Origin of the sequence: Pseudomonas migulae, from assembly GCF_024169315.1 — a bacterium.
Classification (GTDB): Bacteria; Pseudomonadota; Gammaproteobacteria; order Pseudomonadales; family Pseudomonadaceae; genus Aquipseudomonas; species Aquipseudomonas migulae_B.
Map to the genome: position 1 here is coordinate 4187667 of NZ_JALJWR010000001.1, position 21400 is coordinate 4209066.

At 58.1% G+C, this 21400-nt stretch carries 25 protein-coding genes, 1 tRNA gene and 1 pseudogene; 14 read left to right on the forward strand and 13 right to left on the reverse strand.

What is annotated here, in order from left to right; all coding sequences use genetic code 11:
• Positions 1-56 precede the first annotated feature (56 nt).
• The 6 genes from J2Y86_RS19290 (at position 57) to J2Y86_RS19315 (ending at position 6666) form a co-directional block, all read left to right on the forward strand.
• Positions 57-725 carry a DsbA family protein gene (locus J2Y86_RS19290; RefSeq protein WP_253434923.1) on the forward strand — a complete coding sequence of 223 codons (669 nt, stop codon included), beginning with the start codon at positions 57-59 and terminating at the stop codon, positions 723-725.
• A 243-nt stretch (positions 726-968) separates the two neighbouring features.
• Positions 969-2255 carry an OprD family porin gene (locus J2Y86_RS19295; protein ID WP_253434926.1) on the forward strand — a complete coding sequence of 429 codons (1287 nt, stop codon included), beginning with the start codon at positions 969-971 and terminating at the stop codon, positions 2253-2255.
• 284 nt (positions 2256-2539) lie between these two features.
• Positions 2540-3553 (forward strand): 2-keto-3-deoxygluconate permease, encoded by a 1014-nt coding sequence (locus J2Y86_RS19300; RefSeq protein WP_367399716.1) that lies wholly within the window; start codon positions 2540-2542, stop codon positions 3551-3553.
• A complete protein-coding gene (locus J2Y86_RS19305; RefSeq protein WP_253434929.1) occupies positions 3550-4830 on the forward strand; it encodes a four-carbon acid sugar kinase family protein in 1281 nt (426 codons plus the stop codon). Before J2Y86_RS19300 ends, J2Y86_RS19305 begins: the two co-directional genes overlap by 4 nt.
• 5 nt (positions 4831-4835) lie before the next feature.
• Complete coding sequence (gene pdxA / locus J2Y86_RS19310) at positions 4836-5837, forward strand: 4-hydroxythreonine-4-phosphate dehydrogenase PdxA (RefSeq protein ID WP_017335953.1); 1002 nt, start codon at positions 4836-4838, stop codon at positions 5835-5837.
• 55 nt (positions 5838-5892) lie between these two features.
• Positions 5893-6666, forward strand: coding sequence for a DeoR/GlpR family DNA-binding transcription regulator (locus tag J2Y86_RS19315; RefSeq protein ID WP_253434932.1), 774 nt, complete (start codon positions 5893-5895; stop codon positions 6664-6666).
• Positions 6667-6976: 310 nt separating this feature from the next.
• On the opposite strand, the gene J2Y86_RS19320 is transcribed toward J2Y86_RS19315, so the two are convergent.
• Positions 6977-7258 (reverse strand): DUF3077 domain-containing protein, encoded by a 282-nt coding sequence (locus tag J2Y86_RS19320; RefSeq protein ID WP_253434936.1) that lies wholly within the window; start codon positions 7256-7258, stop codon positions 6977-6979.
• Between the two features lie 449 nt (positions 7259-7707).
• Between J2Y86_RS19320 and J2Y86_RS19325 the strand changes: the two are divergent.
• The 5 genes and pseudogenes from J2Y86_RS19325 (at position 7708) to J2Y86_RS19345 (ending at position 10157) form a co-directional block, all read left to right on the forward strand.
• A pseudogene (locus tag J2Y86_RS19325) lies at positions 7708-8044 on the forward strand (transcriptional regulator).
• Entirely contained in the window at positions 8034-8318 is a 285-nt protein-coding gene (locus tag J2Y86_RS19330; RefSeq protein WP_017335959.1) for a helix-turn-helix domain-containing protein, read from the forward strand. Before J2Y86_RS19325 ends, J2Y86_RS19330 begins: the two are co-directional and overlap by 11 nt.
• A 210-nt stretch (positions 8319-8528) precedes the next feature.
• A complete protein-coding gene (locus J2Y86_RS19335; protein WP_008025002.1) occupies positions 8529-8750 on the forward strand; it encodes a tautomerase family protein in 222 nt (73 codons plus the stop codon).
• Positions 8747-9403 (forward strand): DsbA family oxidoreductase, encoded by a 657-nt coding sequence (locus J2Y86_RS19340; RefSeq protein WP_253434941.1) that lies wholly within the window; start codon positions 8747-8749, stop codon positions 9401-9403. Before J2Y86_RS19335 ends, J2Y86_RS19340 begins: the two co-directional genes overlap by 4 nt.
• 43 nt (positions 9404-9446) lie before the next feature.
• The gene (locus J2Y86_RS19345; RefSeq protein ID WP_253434944.1) at positions 9447-10157 is read left to right on the forward strand and encodes an SDR family NAD(P)-dependent oxidoreductase; all 711 of its coding nucleotides are present in this window, start codon (positions 9447-9449) and stop codon (positions 10155-10157) included.
• A gap of 81 nt (positions 10158-10238) precedes the next feature.
• On the opposite strand, the gene J2Y86_RS19350 is transcribed toward J2Y86_RS19345, so the two are convergent.
• From J2Y86_RS19350 to J2Y86_RS19395, 10 genes are all read right to left on the reverse strand, one after another.
• Positions 10239-10622 carry a hypothetical protein gene (locus J2Y86_RS19350; RefSeq protein ID WP_253434947.1) on the reverse strand — a complete coding sequence of 128 codons (384 nt, stop codon included), beginning with the start codon at positions 10620-10622 and terminating at the stop codon, positions 10239-10241.
• The gene (locus tag J2Y86_RS19355) at positions 10612-11121 is read right to left on the reverse strand and encodes a Panacea domain-containing protein (protein WP_253434950.1); all 510 of its coding nucleotides are present in this window, start codon (positions 11119-11121) and stop codon (positions 10612-10614) included. Before J2Y86_RS19355 ends, J2Y86_RS19350 begins: the two co-directional genes overlap by 11 nt.
• 220 nt (positions 11122-11341) lie before the next feature.
• The gene (locus J2Y86_RS19360) at positions 11342-11884 is read right to left on the reverse strand and encodes a hypothetical protein (RefSeq protein ID WP_253434952.1); all 543 of its coding nucleotides are present in this window, start codon (positions 11882-11884) and stop codon (positions 11342-11344) included.
• Between the two features lie 195 nt (positions 11885-12079).
• Positions 12080-12155, reverse strand: a tRNA-Thr gene (locus J2Y86_RS19365).
• Between the two features lie 119 nt (positions 12156-12274).
• The gene (locus J2Y86_RS19370; protein WP_253434956.1) at positions 12275-13516 is read right to left on the reverse strand and encodes a nucleoside deaminase; all 1242 of its coding nucleotides are present in this window, start codon (positions 13514-13516) and stop codon (positions 12275-12277) included.
• A 296-nt stretch (positions 13517-13812) separates the two neighbouring features.
• Positions 13813-15042: a methyltransferase gene (locus J2Y86_RS19375; RefSeq protein ID WP_253434959.1), complete on the reverse strand. Its 1230-nt coding sequence runs from the start codon at positions 15040-15042 to the stop codon at positions 13813-13815.
• Positions 15023-15712 carry an ABC transporter permease gene (locus J2Y86_RS19380; RefSeq protein ID WP_214380216.1) on the reverse strand — a complete coding sequence of 230 codons (690 nt, stop codon included), beginning with the start codon at positions 15710-15712 and terminating at the stop codon, positions 15023-15025. Before J2Y86_RS19380 ends, J2Y86_RS19375 begins: the two co-directional genes overlap by 20 nt.
• Positions 15709-16404, reverse strand: coding sequence for an ABC transporter permease (locus tag J2Y86_RS19385; RefSeq protein ID WP_214380217.1), 696 nt, complete (start codon positions 16402-16404; stop codon positions 15709-15711). Before J2Y86_RS19385 ends, J2Y86_RS19380 begins: the two co-directional genes overlap by 4 nt.
• A 78-nt stretch (positions 16405-16482) precedes the next feature.
• Entirely contained in the window at positions 16483-17229 is a 747-nt protein-coding gene (locus J2Y86_RS19390; protein WP_253434962.1) for an ABC transporter substrate-binding protein, read from the reverse strand.
• A gap of 13 nt (positions 17230-17242) precedes the next feature.
• Positions 17243-18016 (reverse strand): ABC transporter ATP-binding protein, encoded by a 774-nt coding sequence (locus J2Y86_RS19395; RefSeq protein WP_253434965.1) that lies wholly within the window; start codon positions 18014-18016, stop codon positions 17243-17245.
• A 115-nt stretch (positions 18017-18131) separates the two neighbouring features.
• On the opposite strand from J2Y86_RS19395, the gene J2Y86_RS19400 reads away from it, so the two are divergent.
• The 3 genes from J2Y86_RS19400 (at position 18132) to J2Y86_RS19410 (ending at position 20655) form a co-directional block, all read left to right on the forward strand.
• A complete protein-coding gene (locus J2Y86_RS19400; RefSeq protein WP_253434968.1) occupies positions 18132-18311 on the forward strand; it encodes a hypothetical protein in 180 nt (59 codons plus the stop codon).
• Between the two features lie 257 nt (positions 18312-18568).
• Complete coding sequence (gene gabP, locus J2Y86_RS19405; protein ID WP_253434971.1) at positions 18569-19960, forward strand: GABA permease; 1392 nt, start codon at positions 18569-18571, stop codon at positions 19958-19960.
• 368 nt (positions 19961-20328) lie between these two features.
• Positions 20329-20655: a hypothetical protein gene (locus J2Y86_RS19410; RefSeq protein WP_084318232.1), complete on the forward strand. Its 327-nt coding sequence runs from the start codon at positions 20329-20331 to the stop codon at positions 20653-20655.
• A gap of 80 nt (positions 20656-20735) precedes the next feature.
• Here J2Y86_RS19410 and vapC read toward each other — a convergent pair whose 3' ends face one another.
• The gene (gene vapC, locus J2Y86_RS19415; protein WP_253434974.1) at positions 20736-21143 is read right to left on the reverse strand and encodes a type II toxin-antitoxin system tRNA(fMet)-specific endonuclease VapC; all 408 of its coding nucleotides are present in this window, start codon (positions 21141-21143) and stop codon (positions 20736-20738) included.
• Complete coding sequence (gene vapB, locus J2Y86_RS19420) at positions 21143-21373, reverse strand: type II toxin-antitoxin system VapB family antitoxin (RefSeq protein ID WP_253434977.1); 231 nt, start codon at positions 21371-21373, stop codon at positions 21143-21145. The genes vapC and vapB overlap by 1 nt, the downstream gene beginning before the upstream one ends.
• Positions 21374-21400 lie beyond the last annotated feature (27 nt).

Consider the following 21400-nt stretch of genomic DNA (forward strand, 5'->3'; position numbering starts at 1 on the left):
AAGGAGGGCTAACCTGCCGGCATCGAAATTCCCTGACTTTGCGCCGGAGCCGTCCCATGATCCTTCACTACATTTACGATCCGTTTTGCGGCTGGTGCTACGGTGCCGAACCGCTGGTGCAAGCCGCCCAGGCAGTCCTGCCGGTGATTGCCCATGGCGGTGGCATGATGACGGGCGCCAACCGCCAGAGCGTCTCGCCCCACTTGCGCAACTACGTGATACCCCACGACCGGCGCATCGCCGAGTACACCGCTCAGCCATTCGGCGAAGCCTATTTCGAAGGTTTGATGCGCGATGAGACGGCGGTGTTCGATTCCGCTCCACCGATTGCCGCCGTGCTCGCGGCCGAGCAGATCGCGGGCCGTGGACTGGCATTGCTGGGACGTTTACAGAGCGCCCATTACGTGGAAGGTCGGCGCATTGCCGATGAAGCCGTATTGTTTGAACTCGCCCACGACATCGGCCTGGAACCTGAAGCCTTCGAGAGTGCGTTCAAAAACGCCGACACCGATCGCCACATCAAGGCCAGTCGCGACCTGTTGGCCAACATCGGTGGCCATGGTTTCCCTACCTTCGCCCAGGAGCAGGATGGCCAGTTCACGCTGGTCGATATCGGGCCGTGGCTCGGCAAGCCGCAAGCTTTTGCGGCCTGGCTGAGTCAGTCGCTTCCCGTGCAAGCCGCTTCAACCGGGTTTCAAGCGTGTGGGCTCAACGGCTGCGATTAAAAACTTCTTAGACGATTTTCGCCTATTCACAGACGATTCATGAAATTGACACAGGGTTCAGGGCGCGACTAGCATTCGCCCTAACGCCTGTGGCCAACCGCCATGACTCAAAAAATAATAAAAAGGCCCGCCGCGATTATTCGTGGGCGGGCCTTTTTGTTTCGGGGTGAAAAAAGAGTGCGATAGCGCCGTTTCAGCCGTTCGACACAGCGCGTATCAACCCGTAATAAGGAAAAGAACAAAATGTTGAACAAGCGAATCAGCCTGATCGCTCTGGGGATGTTGAGCGCGACACAGGCCATGGCAAACGACCAGGCCGAATCCAAGGGTTTTGTTGAAGACAGCAGCCTCAAAGTGCTGCTGCGCAATGCCTACATCAACCGTGACTACAAAGACGGCCGACCGGATAAAGCCGAGTGGGGCCAAGCGGCCATCGGTACGTTCTCGTCCGGTTTCACCCAAGGCACCGTCGGTGTGGGCGTGGACGCGTTCGGTCTGTACGCACTCCGCCTGGATGGCGGCAAAGGTCGTACCGGCGCGCAAGGTATCGACTTCTTCAAAAAAGGCGACAGCGGCAACGCGGCAGATGACCTGTCCAAAGGCGGCGCAGCGGTCAAATTCCGTCTCTCCAGCACCACACTGACTTACGGCGACCAGATGCCGGCCCTGCCGGTGTTGAGCTACGACAACGTGCGCCTGCTGCCGGAAAGCTACACCGGCACCCTGATCACCTCCAAGGAGATCAAAGGCCTGGAGCTGAACGCCGGTCGCTTCACCGCTGAATCGCGCAAAAGCGCTGAAGGTCGTGACAGCGGTGGCTTGAAGTCGATCAACGTATTGGGCGGCAGCTACCAGTTCACCGAACAGTTCAAGGCAGCGGTGTACGCGTCTGACGTTGAAGACGTGTTGAAAAAGCAATACGTGAACGCCAACTACGTGTTCCCGATCGACAAGGATCAGTCCCTGACCCTGGACTTCAACGGCTACCGTACCAAGCTGGAAGATTCCTACGTCCGCGAAAGCGGTGCGACCGGTGACGACAACAAGATCTGGAGCCTGGCAGCGACTTTCGCCACCGGCCCGCACTCGTTCACTGTCGCGCACCAGCGCAGCACCGGCGACAGCAACCTGGGCTACGCCTACGGCGGCTACCAGAAAGATCAAGGTCGCGTCGGCGATGGCGGCAACACCATCTACCTGGCGAACTCCTACTGGTCCGACTTCAACGCTGAAGACGAACGCAGCTGGCAGTTGGGCTACGGTCTGGATTTCAGCACCTTCGGCGTCCCGGGTCTGAGCTACAACGTGGCCTACGTGCGCGGCGACAACATCACCACCTCCACCAGCGAGGGCGGTACCGAGCGCGAAATCTTCAACCAGTTCAAGTACGTCGTGCAAAGCGGCCCGGCCAAAGACCTGAGCATCAAACTGCGTAGCTCGATCCTGCGTGTCGCGCAGAAATCCAGCGAGTACAACGTCAGCGGTAACGAAGTGCGTGTGTTCGTGGACTACCCGATCAACATTTTCTGATGATCGGTTGCAGTATCGAAGCCTGATTCAAGGCTGACAAAGAAGAAGCCCCGACTGGTTCGGGGCTTTTTTTTGGGCGGCGCGAGGCTCTAGGTCGCGGCAAGCGCGTCAGTGCTCAAAGGTTACCCACGCAAAATGATCAAAACGAGCATACGAAATGATTGGTTTGCGCATTTTGTAAGGGTGGAATAAGATTATTTTGACTGAAGCAATCACTTCGTGATCGAATCAGTCAGTTTCGAGGTGAAACACGTCTTACCCTACAATTATAAAAGGAGACCCTCGTGGCCCAGATTCCTATCAAGCGCACCATAGAACGCATCCCGGGCGGCATGATGATTGTGCCTCTGCTGATTGGTTCGCTGGTGGCAACCTTCCTGCCTGACACGCCAAAATTTTTCGGCTCGTTCACCAATGCTTTGTTCACCGGGGCGCTGCCTATCCTCGCGGTGTTCTATGTCTGCATGGGCGCGAGCATCAACATCAAAGCCACGCCTTACTTGCTCAAGAAGGGCGGCACGCTGCTCATCACCAAAGTCGGTATCGCCGTGCTCATCGGCATCATCCTCGGGCATTTCCTCGGCGAGCAGCCGATTTCGTCTGGTCTGTTCGCCGGCATCTCGACGCTGGCGGTGGTCGCCGCGATGAACGACACCAACGGCGGCTTGTACATGGCGCTGATGGGACAGTACGGTCGCTCCGAAGACGTCGGTGCCTACTCGGTCATGTCCCTTGAGTCCGGTCCTTTTCTGACCATGGTCACCCTGGGCATCGCCGGTCTGTCGGCGTTTCCGTGGCCGACGTTGGTGGGCAGCATCCTGCCGCTGGCGCTGGGCATGCTGTTGGGTAATCTCGACCGTGACATGCGCGATTTCCTGGCCAAGGCCGTTCCGGTGATGATTCCGTTCTTCGCCCTGGCACTGGGCGCCAGCCTGGACTTGCATAACGTCTGGCAGGCCGGTTTGCTGGGTCTTGGCATGGGCGTGGCGGTGGTCGTGCTGACCGGCATTCCGCTGTTCTTCGCTGATCGCTTGACCGGTGGCACAGGTGTCGCCGGTGTCGCCGCGGCCACTACCGCCGGGAACGCTGCAGCCGTTCCTGCGCTGATCGCAGCGGCCAATCCGGTTTACGCCGAAGCCGCCAAGAGCGCGACCATATTGGTAGCAGCCTGTGTGGTGGTCACCGCGATCCTTGCGCCGATACTCACCGCAGCCGTCGCCAAGCGCGTGCAACAGCGCAACCCCGTCGTCATTCCTGAGCAGGAGATCGAACCTCAAAAGCAGGAGGCCCTGCGATGAGGATTCTGATCATCGCGGATGATCTGTCCGGTGCGGCGGATTGCGCCATCGGTTTTGCGAGCGTGGGGCTGCAAACGGTGGTCACGCTCGACCCCTTGAATGACAAGGCCGATGCGCAGGTGATTGCCGCCGACACGGACACCCGGCGCTTGTCGCCGGCGCGGGCCGCCGAGCGCACCGTTGCGGCATTCAAGGCGCTGCATCGGCCGGGGCAACGGCTGTACAAGAAAATCGATTCGACCCTGCGCGGCAACTGGGCGGCGGAAGTCGCCGCCCTGCAACCCTTGGCCGGCCTGGCCATCGTCGCCCCGGCGTTCCCCGCCACGGGGCGCACATTGCGCGGCGGCCGGGTGTTCGTGAACGGCCAGCCACTGGAAACCACCGACACCTGGAAACTTGAAAACGCCGATCGCCCGGCTGACGTCGAAGCCATGCTCATCGCCGCTGGCCTGAGCACCGCGAAGCTGGACCTCGACACCTTGCGCGGCAACGAAAAGGCGCTCGCGCAACACATTGCCGAAGTCGCCCGCAGCGGCACCCAAGCGCTGATCGTCGATGCGCAAACCGAAGACGATCTGCTGACTCTCGCTCGACTGACCGCGTCGATGGAGCAGCCGCTGTTCTGGATCGGCTCGGGCGGCCTGGCGCGGGAGATCGCCAGTCTTCCGGATTTCTCCGAAGCACGATTTACGGCCATCGAACCGACCGCGCGGGAAAAAAGCCAGGCGCCGATTCTGATCCTCGTCGGCAGCCTCTCCGGTGTCTGCGAACGGCAATGCGCGTTGCTCAAGGAGCGTGGCGGCGTCAGCGAACTGGTCGTCCCGCCCGAGGTCCTTCGCCAAGGCACAACCCATGGCGACTGGGCGATGTGGCAAGCGCGGATCGGCGAACAACTGGACGGCTGGAGTGACCTGCTGCTGCGCATCGGTCGCGATGAGGCGTTCGATCCGCAAGAGGGCGCGCAACTCTCGACCATGCTGGCCGTATTGGTAGAGCCACATTTCGCCAAGGTCGGCGGCCTGATCGCCACGGGCGGTGAGACCGCACGGGCCATATTGACCACCGTCGGCATCGACAGCCTGCAACTGCTGGCCGAAGTCGAAGCCGGGGTCGCCTACGCCCGCCCAACTGTTTCCCGGCAAGGCCATTGTCCCGGCATCGTGACCAAGGCCGGCGCGTTCGGCACCGATCACGCTTTGTATGCGGCATGGCAACACTTGAGCGAAAGCGCCGATCGCTCCCCGCCCCAACGCACACGAATCCAAGGACTCGAATGAACACTATGAGCAACTACCTCCCCGTCATCGGCATCACCATGGGCGACGCCTCGGGTGTCGGTCCGGAAATCATCGTCAAGAGCCTGACTCACGACATCGTCTATCAACAATGCCGACCGCTGGTGATTGGTGATGCGCGCCGGCTCGAACAGGCCAACGTCATCGTCGGCGGCAGCGCCAAAGTGCGCCGTATCAAGGACGCCTCCGAGGCGCGATACGAGGCCGGCGTCATCGACTGCATCGACCTCGACCTGATCCCTGACGACCTGCCGTTCGGCGAACTGTCGGCCATCGCCGGTGACGCTGCCTACCAATACATTGCCCGCGCCGTGCAACTGGCCGAAGCCAGCCAGATTGATGCCATTTGCACTGCGCCGCTGAACAAGGAAGCGCTGCACGCCGGCGGCCACAAGTACCCTGGCCACACCGAAATGCTCGCGCACCTGACCAACGTCGATGAAGTGTCGATGATGCTGGTGGCGCCGCAGCTGCGGGTGATTCACGTCACGACCCACATCGGCATCATCGACGCGATCCGCAAGATCGAGCCGGGCCTGGTCCAGCGCACCATCGAGCGCGGCAACGCGACACTGATCAAGGCCGGCATCGCCCGTCCGCGGATCGGCGTGTGCGGGATCAACCCACATGCTGGTGAAAACGGTCTGTTTGGTTATGGCGAAGAGGAAGAAAAAATCATCCCGGCAGTGAAGCTGTTGCAGGAACGTGGCCTCGATGTCACCGGTCCGTTGCCGGCCGACACGCTGTTCTTCCGCGCTGGCCGCGGTGACTTCGATCTGGTGGTCGCGATGTATCACGACCAGGGCCACGGCCCGGTCAAAGTGCTCGGTCTTGAAGCAGGCGTAAACGTCACCGTCGGCCTGGACGTGATCCGCACCTCGGTCGACCACGGCACCGCATTCGACATCGCCGGTAAAGGCATCGCCGATGAACGCAGCCTGCTCGAAGCGCTGCGCCAGGGTGCCGAGCTGGCCACGCGACGGGGATGAGCCGCACGGGCGCTGTCGTGTAAGATCGACCACCGTCCACCACGCGAGACCCGCCATGAAAGCCTCCGAACGCCACCGCGCCATCCTCGACCTCGTACGCATCGGCGATGCCAACGTCGAGCAATTGAGCGCGGCGCTCGGAGTCTCGGAAGCGACAGTGCGACGCGACCTGACCATGCTCGCCAAACAGCGACACCTGGTGAGAACCTACGGCGGCGCCACTGCCGTGGTCGGCGTTCATGAGCCGGAAGCTTCGCTCGAAGAACGCAAGACGTCTCAGTGGGAACAAAAAGACGCCATCGCCCAGGCTGCGGCGGCGCATGTCCAGGATGGCGATACCGTGCTGCTCGATGGCGGCACCACCTGCGCCGCACTGGCCCATCATTTGTGCTCGCGACAAGACGTGCATGTGGTGACCAATAACCTGCTGGCCGTGATGACCCTGGCTAATGCGCCGGGTATTCGCCTGACCTTGATCGGCGGCGATTTGCGCGGTTCGAGCATGAGCACATTAGGACCATTGGCGGAGCTGACGTTGAGTCGGTTGAGTGTCGACAAGGCCTTTCTTGGTGCGGATGGCGTGGTGGCGGAGTTTGGTTTGTGTGAAGCGAGCGCGCAGCAGGCGTATCTCAAGGAATGCATCATCAAACGGGCGGCACAAATCGTCGTCCTTGCCGACACCGATAAACTCGGCCGCGCCCGTCAACAGCATTGGACGCCGATTGAGCGGGAGTGGCGGTTGATTACCGGTGCCACTGCCGATGAATCTGCTCTCGCACCGTTTCATGCCCTCAAGCAAATCACCGTGGAAACCGTAACCGTCGAATAATTGCCCCCCTGTGGCGAGCGAGCTTGCTCGCGCTGGGTCGCGTAGCGGCCCCAAAAAATCTCACAAGCAACGCCGTTTTTTGCACTCAGGCGTTATTAACCTCCCTCGCGACAAGGCTCATGTCGCAGAAATCCAATTTCGGCGACACGTTCCTCCAACATGTCGTCCGCAGCGACACGTTCCCAAGACGTGTCGCAAAAAGTGAAAAATTGCGACACGTTGTGGCCTCATGCGCTGCGAAGCGGACGCGTTGAATGCAAAAAGCCCCGATTGATTCGGGGCTTTTTATGCGTGCGATTTAGAGACAACGTCACTGGCTGCAGTTGCTACCCGGCGCATCAAGCACCTTCGCCACATCATCGATGATTGCCTTACTCATATCCTGCAAGAAATGCGACGCCCAGGCATGCCGGTCGGAATCGCGAATCATGGCTGCGTCTGATGCCAGCAATTTGGAGATATGGAGCAGATCTGATGCGTGGTAAAGCGCTCGTATGATCGGGACATCCCGGTTGACTCGGAATAGAGGTTGGTTGTCGTGATAGGAGAAGGGGGTGAGGCCGATGGTTTTTAGATCTTGAGGGTTGGTCATTGGGCACCTCTGCTTTTTGGGCGGTGGTGGGTGCTAACCAGTGAAGCAGAAATAAATTTGAACGGATTGATACCGGGCATTAGCAATCTCCTACATTAAGTGAGCGCTACCACGTTCGTTCTCAGGCGAATGGGTGACAGCTGTGCGCAGGCTGAGAACCGGAAATGTAGGAAACCGGCAGACCCGAAGGTCTCCCACGCACAGCCGCCATTACACGGAAATGCAGGCACAAAAAAACGCCGACAATCGTGATTTGGGGCGCTCGTGCGCCTACATATTACCCGGGTTCTCAGGCCCAGTCGCTGAATTGGCAGCGACGGGATGAAGGTAGCTTGAGGGCTGCGGATGCGCAATCGTGGCTAGGTGGTGGCGTGGGTGGAAAATTTTAGGGTGGAGATCAGACGATCGAGCATTGCTCAGCTGTACGGCAAAGCCGTACAGTCGGGCTCATTTTCACTATTATCGAAACCGAAATTTTCAAGCGTTACGCTGAATCCATTTGGGACGATGGCGAACGTCATGAATTCATTACCTGGCTGGCGGCTAACCCGTTGGCTGGCGGCTAACCCGTTGGCCGGCGATGTGGTTCCTGGCAGCGGTGGTCTGCGCAAGGTTCGTTGGTCCCGTAGCGGGATGGGCAAACGAGGTGGTACACGTGTTATTTACTACAACACGCTTTCAGAAGGCTCTATCTGGTTGCTTATCGCCTATACCAAGGCGAAATTCGACAATTTACCCGCAGCCTTCCTTAAGCAACTGAAGGAGGAAATCAGCAATGGTCAATGAACTGGAGCAATTCCAGCAGGACTTGCTGGACTCTGTACGTCAAATGAAAGCCGGCAAAGCGGCTCGCGTGACAGAGGTGCCGCTGTCAGCAGCTGCTGAAGCGCGTGCCAAAGTGGGTATTTCTCAAAGTGCGTTCGCTAAACTGATTGGAGTCAGTTTGCGAACGTTGCAGGATTGGGAGCAAGGGCGTCGGCAACCGACGGGAGCGGCGCAAACGCTGCTGCGTGTTGCGAGTCAGCATCCTGAGGCTTTGCGTGACCTGCAAGCAGTCTAGGACTAGGGAAAGGCCAGATTTGTTTCACGTAACCAATCTGGCCATTTAAAGATCACTGTTCCATTTTTTCGGCGCATATCTCGACTAGTCATTACACCACGTAACTAATGATGTTCCCGCCCCCACCTTTATCCCCACCCCCCAAACTCCTACATTGAGCTCCAACACCTACCCATCATCCCGATGGTCAGGTCACTGGAGATCTTCCTCATGCCTTTCGTAAGCGTTCGCATCACCCGCGATGGTGTTACCTCTGAGCAGAAAGCTCAGGTGATCGCCGAAATCACTGAAACACTGGAACGCGTCCTCAAGAAGGACCCGCACCTGACCCACATCGTGATCGAAGAAGTCGACACCGATAACTGGGGCTACGCCGGCATTACCACCACCCAGTACCGCAAGCAACTGGCTGAAAAGGAGGGCAAGTCGTGACGCCTTCAGTCTCCATCGATTTCGTTTCCGACGTGGTGTGCCCGTGGTGCGCCCTGGGCGCGACGGCGTTAGAGCAAGCGATCGCGAACGTGGCCGGTGAAGTCTCGGTAGAGCTGACCTACAAGCCCTTCGAGTTGAACCCGAACATGCCGCCGGAAGGTGAGAAAGCCGTTGAGCATTTGATGCGCAAATACGGGCGCACCGCCGAAGACGTTGCCGCCGGTAAAGCGATGCAGATCGAACGCGGCAAGGCCATCGGGTTCACCTTCGATCTGGAAAAGCGCAGCCACTTCTACAACACGTTTGATGCTCACCGGTTGCTGTTTTGGGCGTTGCAGGAAGGGCGGCAAGTCGCGCTGAAAAAGATCCTGCTGCGCGGTTACTTCACCGACGGCCAGAACCCGAGCGATCGCGAGACGCTGGTTCGTTTGGCCGCGGAAGCGGGACTGGATGCAGCAGCCGCTCAAGAGGTGTTGACGTCCGGCGCGTTCGCCAAAGAAGTGCGTGAACTTGAAGCGTTTTACCAGCAACGCGGCGTCAACTCGGTTCCGGCCATGGTGCTTAACGGTCGTCACCTGGTGTCCGGTTCGCAGTCGGTCGAGTACTACGAGCAAATGTTGAGACAAATGGCGAAGGAACCCGCCGAAGCCTGATTCATTACTTTTTTAAACCATCATTTTTCAGTAGAGGTTCATCATGAGCAATTCGAAAAAAGTCATCGTTATCACTGGCGCCTCCCAAGGTCTCGGTGCAGGCATGGTCAAGGCGTTCCGTGATCTGGATTACAAAGTCGTCGCCACTTCGCGTTCGATCAAACCGTCCACCGATCCGGACATCCTCACCGTGGCCGGCGACATCGGCAACCCGGAAGTCGCTCAACAAGTCATCCGTGAAGCCATCGCACGCTTCGGCCGCATCGACACCCTGGTCAACAACGCCGGTATCTTCGTCGCCAAACCGTTTACCCAGTACACCGCTGAAGACTACGCCAATGTGTTGTCGGTGAACCTGAACGGCTTCTTCTACATCACCCAACTCGCGATCACCGAGATGGAAAAGAACGGCAGCGGCCACGTCGTCAACATCACCACCAGCCTGGTCGATCACGCTATCGACGGCGTGCCATCGGTATTGGCTTCGCTGACCAAAGGTGGCCTGAATGCGGCGACCAAATCCCTGGCCATCGAATACGCCAAGCGCGGCATTCGGGTAAACGCGGTTTCCCCAGGCATCATCAAAACCCCGATGCACGGCCAAGAAACCCACGCAGCACTGGGCGCACTGCACCCGGTCGGACACATGGGTGAGATCAGCGACATTGCTCAGGCGGTTGTGTACCTGGACAGCGCCAACTTTGTGACTGGCGAAATCTTGCACGTTGATGGTGGGCAGAGCGCGGGTCACTAAGACCGGCTTTTCCATAACTGCAGAAACAACAAAGCCCTCGTATGAGGGCTTTGTTTTGTGTCCGGCGAAAATCGCGGTCAATCACTCGGATTTACTGGTTGTCCGGGCTCCGAACAAGAAGCCGAGAATCGTGGTGGTGACGCCAAACAACCAGCTTCGGGCTGAGACGGTCTCGGCGTTCTGATCGATTGCAAAACTCAGTGCTCCCATGACAAAACAAATCAGCAGAAGCAGCCCCGCGATGTTGGTGGGGGCGGAACAGCTTGAACCCCATAATTTTCCTAACAAGCCAAGGCTCTGCTGGTTATGCAGCAGTTTGTATTGCTCACCGGCTTCAGTAAAAAACCTGACCTCTTCGTTGCCGCTACCGGGTTGTTGCTGCGGAAAAACACCTTCTGCCTTTGGATCAATAATCAGTTCGTCGATGCTCTGCGCGTGGGGGATTTGCCTGCCATCAACATTCAAGCTTGGCGACCGGTTGTTGGGTTTTGGCAACTGCCGCGCCGAACCAGTTGATGATGTGTTCGAACGGTATGTCCTGGCCGCGAACGCCAGGGCATTTGCTCCAGGTCGTATCCCAAGGCGTACCCGAAGCGTGGGTCATCTCTGATAGAGCGACACCGGTGTACCGACCGTAGCTGTTCCAGACGTTGGTGAGAAATTTGCGAATGTCGGGGGCTGCCGGAGGTATCACCGCTGCCGGGTTGCCGAAACCGAGGTACTCCACGGCTTTGCCCCTTATCACGCCCGAGCCGAAACGTTTGAACTCGTGGTAAAGGGACGGAATGACCGGACCGTATTGCCATGCCTCGACCGCTTCGTCGATCAATGGCTTTTTTGTGTAGCCGGAGTACCAGCCATGCGCGTAATACACCAGCTTTTGAAGCTTGATCGGGCTGATCGACTCCCCGCTGGCGGCGGCGAGTTCGAGAAAGTAATTGGCGATTGATTTTGGGCTGAACATATCGAGATCCCCGACGAACTGGCTGCCGTAGCAGTCGTCTCTTCCTGAGAGGGTAGGGGTGAAGCATAAACAGCTTTTGGGGCGCACGGGCTATAAAAGCATTTCAAGAATTTTAAGCGGGATTTTGCGAAGGGCTGAAACAACAAAGCCCTCGCATACTGCGAGGGCTTTGTTTGCAGGCTATCGGCACTGTACGTATTTAGCCTTGGCCGAGTTCATGTTATCCAAGTCCAAGGCGACCAAGAAAGCCAAGGATACTGGGCATCAAGTTGTTGAGTGCCACACACGCAAAGTACAACCACAGCAGCAAAAAAAGTAAAGGAAGGTAAATTTCCATCCAGCGGCGAGTAGGTGAATTTGTCATGGCGATAAATTGTTCGTCATGGACATGACTAACCATCGCTTTCTCGATATCACGCCAGACGGATCGGTCGTTGATGGTAATGACGTTTCCAGCCTGAAAGCGTTTGAAACAGGCTAAAGGGGCTGATACATCAGCGCCTTCTTCTGCTCGGGCAAGAAGCCATTGAGTGAACGACACGTCTTTAGCACGATTTGCGCAAACCCGATGCCACATCCAAAGCTGGAAGCACCCGAGAAACGTAAGCATAAGTGCAGACACAGGACTCGAAGTTGCGATGGTTGCGGCGACCGAAATTATGATCGATTCTGCAGTAATGAAGATCGATCGATACGCTTGAAGCAGTGACTCCTGTATGCCCCACAGGGAAAAAATTTGGTCGTATCCATCACCGCGCGACATAGAGTTCTCCGATAGGGATTCACTACTAATTAAGCGACTCGCCATATCGTGTTGGCAGGTCGTATAGCCTTCCTTGTAATCCTATGAGTTTTGTCTCACTCAGAGGTATCGCGGCAAACGATGCCTGCTGCGTCGCTCGTTATGTACGACGCAAAAAAACAAAAGGCCCGCATTTCTGCGAGCCTTCGTTTTGTATGGTGCCGGCACCAGGAGTCGAACCCGGGACCTACTGATTACAAGTCAGTTGCTCTACCAACTGAGCTATACCGGCGTGTTAGGGCGACGATTATAGCGATTGGGTTGGTTCTGTAAACCCCTGAATTCAGACTATTTTTGCGCAGGCGTAAGACCAGCCCCGCGGACGCTTCCGCGGGACTGGCGAGTAGAGCGTTACACGCCGTTTTTGACGGCGTTGATCAGGTCTTGGCTCAGCACCTGCGCGGGCGCTACTTGCACGCTTTGCGTATAGAACGGCGGTAGGTTCTGGGCCAGTGTCGACAACGCTTGCGGGGTGGTGTTGCTTGGCAGCAACACGTATTGCAGGTTGGACGGATAGCTCTGCGGCACGGGGCCTTCCATGGTCGAACCGTAGGCGCCGAAGGTCATCACCGCCTGCGGGGTGGTCGGGTCTGGGGCGTAGAGGAAGACGAAGGTGCCGTATTTCGGATGGGTCAGGTATTGCGCGGCTTCGGCGCGTACGGCTGGGTCGGGGTCGTTCATCAGGGTCCAGCGCATGACGGCGTAGCCGCGGGTCGTTTCCATGAATGCTGTACGAATCGGCGACTGGTTCTCGACACCGCCCAGGCATACCAGCAGGTTGCCGAATGGATCGATCAACGCCACTGAGTTGAACACCGTGCTTTGTTGCGCGGTTTTCAGCAGGGGAGGCGCGAGCTCGGCGCCGGGATCGCGCGGGTTCGACGATTGCACCGTCAGCGCGAAGGGGCTGAGCGCCGTCAGTGCCTGGCGCACTTTGCTGTTGGCCGGCAGGTTGGCCGGGTTTTGCAGTTGATCCGGCGGCAGGCCGCTGTTGTTACTGGCATCGCGCACCGTGTTGACGCTGGCGGAGAATATCGAACTGCAGAGGAAATACGCCGCAGAATCGATGGTCTGGCCGCCGAACACCGGGCTGTTCGAACCCTGATAGGCGCGGCTGACCGGCGCTGCAATCGCGTAATAGCCCCACGTATTCTGCGCTTGCTGGCGGATTTGCGGTGGTAGAGACGGAAAGGTGAACTGGCTGTTGTAGTTGATGCCCGCGTAGTCATCGATCGCACTGACGGCGACGTTGAATCCTGCGGTCAGCAGCGAACCGGCGCACATGGCGCACGGATCGAGTGTGGTGACGACGGTCAGTTGGTTGGGCGGTGGCAGGTTCAGTGGCGCAACGTTTTCGTAGTACCAGTCCACCAACTGGCGCTCGCCGTGGGCGGTCGGGTCATGGGGTAGAAAGTAGGTGGTGCCATTGCCGGGGAAAGGCATCAGCACGTTGTTGTGCAATGCGGCGATGACCTCGCCTGTTGCGTTGTTGATGATGGCGCCGCCCACCGCGAAGGTTTGCTGCAGCGCAGCGTATATGGCTTCGTTGGCGACGGTATCGACGGCTTCCTGCGCACTGTTCAATGTGCTCATGTTTTCAGCTCCTTGCTATCCCTGACGTCAGAGAATTCTGGCGCATGGCAAAGATAGTTGAGGATTTCGCGGTCGTTTATGTTCTTTTGGCTTAACGCTTATGCACAACGGGGCGTCCGACGCACGCGGCTAAGATCAAAAATGTGGATCCATTCTCATTTTCTTGCAAATGCCTGTTTTTCCGGTTTTTTATTCCGGTGTACGAAAATTGAACAGTTTAGTTTCAGCCCTGAAACAGCCGTGGATATTGGATCCACGATATTTCATCAACAGAGTTATCCACAGGCTGTGACTGTTTAGGCGCGTTCCGCCAGCACCAGGAAATTACGCGGCGTGAGTGAGGTTTCACAAAAGGTGCCGAGGCGAACGGTATAACCCTGCTCGGTGAGGAAAAGTGCTCGATCAAGGTTCAGCCAAAGCTCCAGCGGGCGTCGGAAAAGGCCGCGCAGCAGTTCCAGATTGCGTACTTCTGCCAGCCGCTGCCAACCGGCGGCTTCGATGGCTAGCCAGTCTTGCGGAGCTATTGTGGATAACTCTTTAAGTGCGGCCAAATGATGGCAGTAATCGGCGAAGGATCTGTCCAGCCAGGCGCTGGGCAGGGATGGCGTGGGCAGGTATTCATCAACACCGCGCAGCTGACGTTGCAGCAGGTCGAACGCCAGACGCCGGGCCATGGACGTGTCGCGCTGACGTCGGACACGGGCACCGGCGGTGACGGTTTCGCTCATCGGAAGTGAGAGATCATCGAGCGACAGCTGTAGGTCTGAGCTCAATCCGGCAGAGGAAACGGGCTGGTACGCAGGAAGACTGATCCGGTTATAGCAACACGGCGCAATAGCCATTTGTTTGCACCCGGCGGCGCTGGCGATCTGGATCAGTCGCACATGCAGATCGCCACAGGCGTGCAGCGCAACAGGTGTGTGATCGGCATTCAGCAAAGAGGCGGCGCCAGGCGCGAGCACATCCTGCTCGACATGCAGCGCATGCAGTTGATGACGTTCGCTGAGCGCCTGACCGCTGAGGACCAGTGCTGGATCGTACTCAAGGCAAGTGAGCAATTGACCGGGTTGCAGCAACCGTCGGCCCAAGTGACCTTTGCCCGAACACCAATCCAGCCAATGCTTCGACGGCATGGCAAACGACAAGCGACTGGCAAACGCCTCGATCTGCTGCCACTTGCGCCCCGGCACATCGACATTCAAGCGATGCCCGGCCGTCTCCAGCTCATGTGCTGGCAGCTCGCCAACAGAACCCAGCTCGAGGGCTAACGCCGCCAACGAAGCAAACGGCTCCGGCGCATCCAGCAGGCAAGGTTGGTTGTGACTGTTTTCCGCGTCTTCCAGCGACCGCCCGCGTAGCCATAAAGCCAACTCTGGGTAGGAAGTTTCCCAAGGAAGCCGCAGATGAGTAAACGGTCGAGGCTTCCACAGCGCCTGATGCTCGATCAGAAAAGCATCCAGTGCCATGAAACGGGCGAGCAGGTCCTCGCCCGTCAACACGCGGGCATCAACGCCCTTGGCAGGCATCGACGCGCAACCAGCGCTCCAGCAGCTTGAAGCCGCGAACCAGCACGTAAGCCATCAGCAGATAGAACATGCCCGCGGCGAAGAAGATCTCCACCGGCAAATACGTCCGGGCAATGATGGTGCGGGCCATGCCGGTCAGTTCCAGCAGGGTCACGGTACTGGCCAGGGCGCTGGCCTTGAGCATCAGGATCACTTCGTTGCTGTACGCCGGCAGACCGATGCGCGCGGCACGGGGCAGGATGATGTAGAACAACGCCTTGGCCCGGGACATGCCCAGCGCCCGCGCCGCTTCGATCTCGCCCGGTGGAATCGCCTGGATCGCACCGCGCAGGATTTCGGCGATGTAAGCCGCCGTGTGCAGAGTCATGGTCGCCGTGGCGCACCAGAACGGGTTGCGCAGGTACGGCCACATCGAGCTGTTACGAATCGCATCGAACTGCGCCAGGCCGTAGTAGACCAGGAACAGCTGAACCAGCAACGGCGTGCCACGGAAAAAGAAGATGTAGCCGTAGGGAAATGCTCGCACCCACCACAGGCGCGACGAGCGCGCGATGCCCAGCGGAATCGCCAGCAACAGACCGGCAATCACGGCAATGGCCACCAGCTCCAGGGTCAGCGTCGCGCCTTGGGCCAGTTTCGGCAGCCACTTGATGATGACTTCCCAGTTCATTGGGTGCTCCTCGCAAAGCCGCGAGCGGCGCGTTTTTCCATGAAGTGCATGCCGGTCATGGCGAGAATCGTCAGGCCCAGGTACATGAACGCGGCCACCATATAAAAGGTGAACGGCTGCTTGGATACGGTCACGCCGATTTGCGCGTGGCGCATGATTTCTTCCAGGCCGATCACCGACACCAGTGCGGTGTCTTTCATCAGGATCATGAACAGGTTGCCCAGGCCGGGCAGGGCGATGCGCCACATCTGCGGCATGATCAGGCGGGTGAAGATGCGCAATTTCGACAAGCCCAACGCCACGCCAGCTTCACGATGACCTTTGGGAATGGCGAGGATCGCACCCCGAAACACTTCCGTGGCGTAGGCGCCAAAGCACAGGCCCAGCGCAATCACGCCGGCGGCGAAGGCATTGAGTTCGAGGTCGGGATTGCCGAAAAACTCGCCCAGGGCACGCATCAGGTTGACCGTGCCGAAGTAGATCAACAGCACCCAGAGCAATTCCGGGATGCCGCGAACCAGTGTCGAATAAGTGCCGCCAAGCCATTGCAATGGCTTGTACGGTGAAGTCTTGGCCAAGGCGCCGAGCAAACCGAGCACCAGCCCGAGACACAGGGCCGAGAGTGCCAGTTTCACAGTCATCAGCGCGCCAGCGGCGAGCGCCGGGCCGAATCCGTAGAGGTCGATAATCATGGATTTCTTTTCAAATCGCGGCAGGCAATGCCAGAGACTGGCACCGTCAGCGAACGGTGCCAGTCAGGCAGGTCCGTATCAATAGATGCTGAACGGGAAGTACTTGTCGTTGATCTTCTTGTAGGTGCCGTCAGCAACGATTTCTTTCAGTGCGGTGTTCAGCTTCGTGCGGATCTCATCGCCTTTACGTACAGCGATACCGATCTTGTCGCTTTCTTCCACCGGGTCGCCTTTGAATTCGTAAGGTTTGCCAGCGTCGCTTTTCAGCCACTCATAGTTGACGTATTTGTCCGCCAGGATGCCGTCCAGACGACCGGAAGTCAGGTCGAGGTAGGCGTTTTCCTGAGTGTCGTAGAGTTTGACTTCAACCCCTTCCATGTTGTCTTCAAGCCAGGTGCCGGCCAGTGTCGCGCGTTGAGCGCCAATCACCTTGCCTTGCAACGCAGCCTTGTCGGTTTTGAAGTCGACGTTTTTCGGCGCGATGAACTGCAGCTTGTTCGAGTAGTACGGGTCGGTGAAGTCGACCGCTTGCTTGCGCTCGTCGGTGATCGACATCGAGGAGATCAGGAAGTCGAACTTCTTGGCGTTCAGGGCCGGGATGATGCCGTCCCAGTCAGAGGTGACCACGGTGCATTCGACTTTCATCTTGGCGCACAGGGCGTCGCCGATTTCCTTGTCGAAGCCGACGACATTGCCACTGGCATCTTTGTTGTTGAACGGCGGGTAGGCCGCTTCGATGCCCATCTTCAGGGTTTCGGCCATGGCACCGGCGCTGAAGGCCAGGGTGACGGCGGCTGCCAGGAAGACCTTTTTGTAGTTCTGCATGCGGGTAGCTCCGTTAGCGGTTGCTGGACATGAATTGTTTGCAGCGCGCCGAAAGCGGGTTTTCGAACACCTGCTGTGGCGATCCTTGCTCTTCTACCAGGCCCTGGTGGAGGAACACCACTTCGCTGGACACCTGACGGGCGAACCCCATTTCGTGGGTGACCAGCAGCATGGTGCGGCCTTCTTCGGCCAGTGCGCGGATGACATTAAGTACTTCCTGGACCATTTCCGGGTCAAGGGCGGAGGTGGGTTCGTCGAACAGGATCACCTTGGGTTGCATTGCCAGCGTGCGGGCGATGGCCGCACGTTGTTGCTGACCGCCGGACAGTTGCGCCGGGTACGCATGGCGCTTGTCGGCGATGCCGACCTTGGCCAGCAAGGCTTCGGCGACTTCGATGGCTTCGGCCTTGGTCTGACCAAGCACGCGACGCGGCGCTTCGATGATGTTGTCGAGCACGCTCATGTGCGGCCACAAATTAAAGTTTTGAAACACAAAACCAATCTCGCTGCGCAGGCGATTGATCTGCTTGCCGTCGGCCGCGACCAGTTCGCCGTTCTTGGCGGCTTTGAGTTTGAGTTCTTCGCCGGCCACGAAAATCTGGCCCTGGTGCGGGTTTTCCAGCAGGTTGATGCAACGCAGGAACGTGGACTTGCCGGAACCGGAGGAACCCAGGATCGAGATCACATCGCCGTCGCGGGCGGTCAGCGAGATGCCTTTGAGCACCTCAAGCTGTCCGTAGCGTTTGTGCAAGTTGCGGATTTCAAGCGCGGGCGTGGCCTCAGCCATGTGCGTTCCTCATAGTGTTTCGCTCCTGCTGTTGGTTGGCCTTCCTGGCGAGGCGGCCAACCTAGCATAGCGTCTGAATGGCAGCCAACAGCGCTACGGGCGGTAAACGGGTGGCATGTGGCAGGTTGTCGCATCGGTACAGCAGACTGTCGCGCTGCTATCAACCGAACAGCCGTTTGAACCAGATGGGGTGCGGCTGTCCCGTAAAAAAGGGCGCGATGTTGCCAGCTTTGGCGGGGTGTTGGAAGCGCTAACCGGCCAAACGTTCCTGATCCGCACTTTTATTGTGCGTTGAGCATTTCCTGAGTGTGTTTCCGGTGCGCAGATTCGTTCCTTAAGTGAGTCGCAGGGTAACGCTCTGGCAAAGTGCCATTATTTTCAATGACTTGCGATGACTGTCCGGTCAGGACCAGATCGCCGGGGTAGAGGGTTTTGAAACATTTTGGCGCAATTATTGCGTGCAGATTCCGGAACGCCCCGTTGGTTTCTTTTTACAGAAGAGAATTCGCAGCGGGATGCACGCATTCGCTTTTCCTTACAAAGGTAGTTTCAATGAGCAATACCCAAAGCTCTAACGGCCTCGAACAGGGGCTCAAACCGCGGCATGTCACCATGCTGTCGATCGCCGGGGTTATCGGCGCCGGCTTGTTCGTTGGCTCGGGCCACGCAATCGCTGCAGCAGGCCCGGCCGTGCTGCTGGCCTACGCGGCCGCCGGCATGCTGGTGGTGTTGGTGATGCGCATGCTGGGTGAAATGGCGGTTGCCTCGCCGGACACTGGCTCCTTTTCGACATACGCCGATCGCGCGATCGGTCACTGGGCCGGTTTTACCATCGGCTGGTTGTACTGGTGGTTCTGGGTGCTGGTCATCCCGCTGGAGGCCAACGCCGCCGCAGCCATCCTGCATGCCTGGTTCCCTGGCGTGGACATCTGGGCTTTCGCCCTGGTCATCACGATGCTGCTGACCGTCACCAACCTGTTCAGCGTGAAGAACTACGGCGAATTCGAGTTCTGGTTCGCTCTGCTAAAAGTCGTGGCGATCATCGGTTTCATCATTCTGGGCGTTCTGGCGATCTTCGGTTTCCTGCCGAACAGCCAGGTCAGCGGCGTTTCGCACCTGTTCGATACTCAGGGCTTCCTGCCGAACGGCATGGGCGCCGTGCTGGGTGCCATCCTGACCACCATGTTTTCTTTCATGGGCACCGAGATCGTGACCATCGCGGCCGCGGAATCGAAAAACCCTGGCAAGCAAATCTCCAAGGCCACCAATTCGGTGATCTGGCGGATCGGTTTGTTCTACCTCGTGTCGATCTTCATCGTCGTAGCCCTGGTGCCATGGAACGACCCGGTACTGGCCAGCGTCGGTTCCTACCAGACTGTGCTTGAGCGCATGGGCATCCCGAATGCCAAAATGATCGTCGATATCGTAGTTTTGGTTGCCGTGACCAGTTGCCTGAACTCGGCGCTGTACACGTCGTCGCGCATGATGTTTTCCCTGGGCAAGCGCGGTGATGCACCGGCCGTATCCACCCGCACTAACAAGAGCGGCACGCCCTACTGGGCGGTAATGTTGTCCACGGGCGCAGCGTTCCTGGCAACCTTCGCCAACTACGTGGCGCCGACCGCGGTGTTCGAATTCCTGCTGGCCAGCTCCGGTGCCATCGCGTTGCTGGTGTACCTGGTGATCGCGATCTCGCAACTGCGCATGCGCAAACAGCGTGTGGCCCGCGGTGAAAAAATCGCCTTCAGCATGTGGCTGTTCCCGGGCCTGACCTACGCGGTGATCGTCTTCATCGTCGCGGCCCTGACCATCATGTTGTTCCAGGACGCCCACCGCGTGGAAATTCTCGCGACCGGTTTCCTGAGCCTGTGTGTGGTGGCTACCGGGTTGTTCGTGGCTCGCCGTCGTCGCAATGAGCAGCTGATTGGCGCAGTGGCGCGCTAGGTTTCACGTCCACTGTCGATGTACCGCAAACGACCGCCATCAGAAATGATCGCGGTCGTTTTTGCTTTCATTCAGGGCCTTTATCGACCGGCTCTCTGATGGACACGATGATGTCGAGATAGTAGCCTTCCCGCCGAATGTGTATCTCGCTGTTGCGGGATGCGATGGAGTTTCAGGACATGGATTGTTCGACGCCCCCAGCCTTCCTGGCTAAAGCCCCCGACCCTTTCTTGCCTGCTCCCTCATCTGATGCGTGTCTCAGATGCATTTGCGTGCGCCTGCCGTTAGTGCGGCAGTCACGAGCCAATGCTGCATGGAGCTAGCCCGGCCATTCAGCCAACCCATTGGGGCATCAAGGAGAGACAGGCATGGCGTTTACATCGGTTGTGTTCAAAAACCCTAACACCGGAGCCATGAAGGAAGCGCCGATCGGCTTCTCGTGGACCGTGTTTTTCTTTGGCTTCCTGCCGCCGCTGTTCCGTGGCGACATCAAGTGGGCAGCGATCATGTTCATCATCGCCTGCTTCACGTTCGGCCTCAGCAACTTCGTGTTCATGTTCATCTACAACAAGCTGTACGTGCGCGACCTGATCGGCGCCGGCTTCAAGGCTCAGTCCATCGCCAGCGGCGACCTGAGCTACGCCAGCGCCAAGGTCGGGATGGAAATTCCGCGTCTGGATGCTGTCGCTGCCTGATTGTTGTTTTCAGGTTTGCAAAAAAACGGCCGCTGTCAGTGATGACTCGCGGCCGTTATTGTTTTCATCAGTTTGGCGATTCAATCGGGATGAACCCAGTCTTCAACACGTAACCCAGAAACCCGCTCGAACTCTCGCAGGTTGTTGGTTACGACAACTAATCCGCGTGAGCGCGCGTGTCCGGCAATCATCTGATCATAGGGGCCTATGGGCGTTCCAGCCTTGGCCAGTTCGGATCTAATCATTCCGGTGTGCGCAGCGGCTTCATTGTCGAAAGACAAAACCTCAAGACGTGCCGCGAACCCCTCAACCACGGCAATATTCTTTTCGGGAGTCGCAGATTTTTCGGCACCGTAGATCAGCTCCATCAGCGTCACCGTACTGATGCATAACTGTCCGTCATGAAGGTTGAAAGCTTCTCTTACGATTTGCGGTTTGTTCTTGATGGTGAAGATGCAGATGTTGGTGTCGAGCATGAACTTGATCATCAGAACGACTCACGCTCCTGATCAGCAGGTTGGTCGCGTTGGGTCATGAAGTCCGTGCTCACTCCATCACCGTCGAACCAGCTATCCCATGTTTCGTCTGCCGGAGTGATGATGCGAGCCCTGCCGATGGCGACTACGTTGACTCGTTTTACATCGCTCGGCATTGCAACGGCTTTGGGAAGGCGGACGGCCTGGCTTCGATTGCTCATGAAAAGGGTAGTCTGTTCCATTTTTGGCCCCTGCGTTTCTGCGGCTGT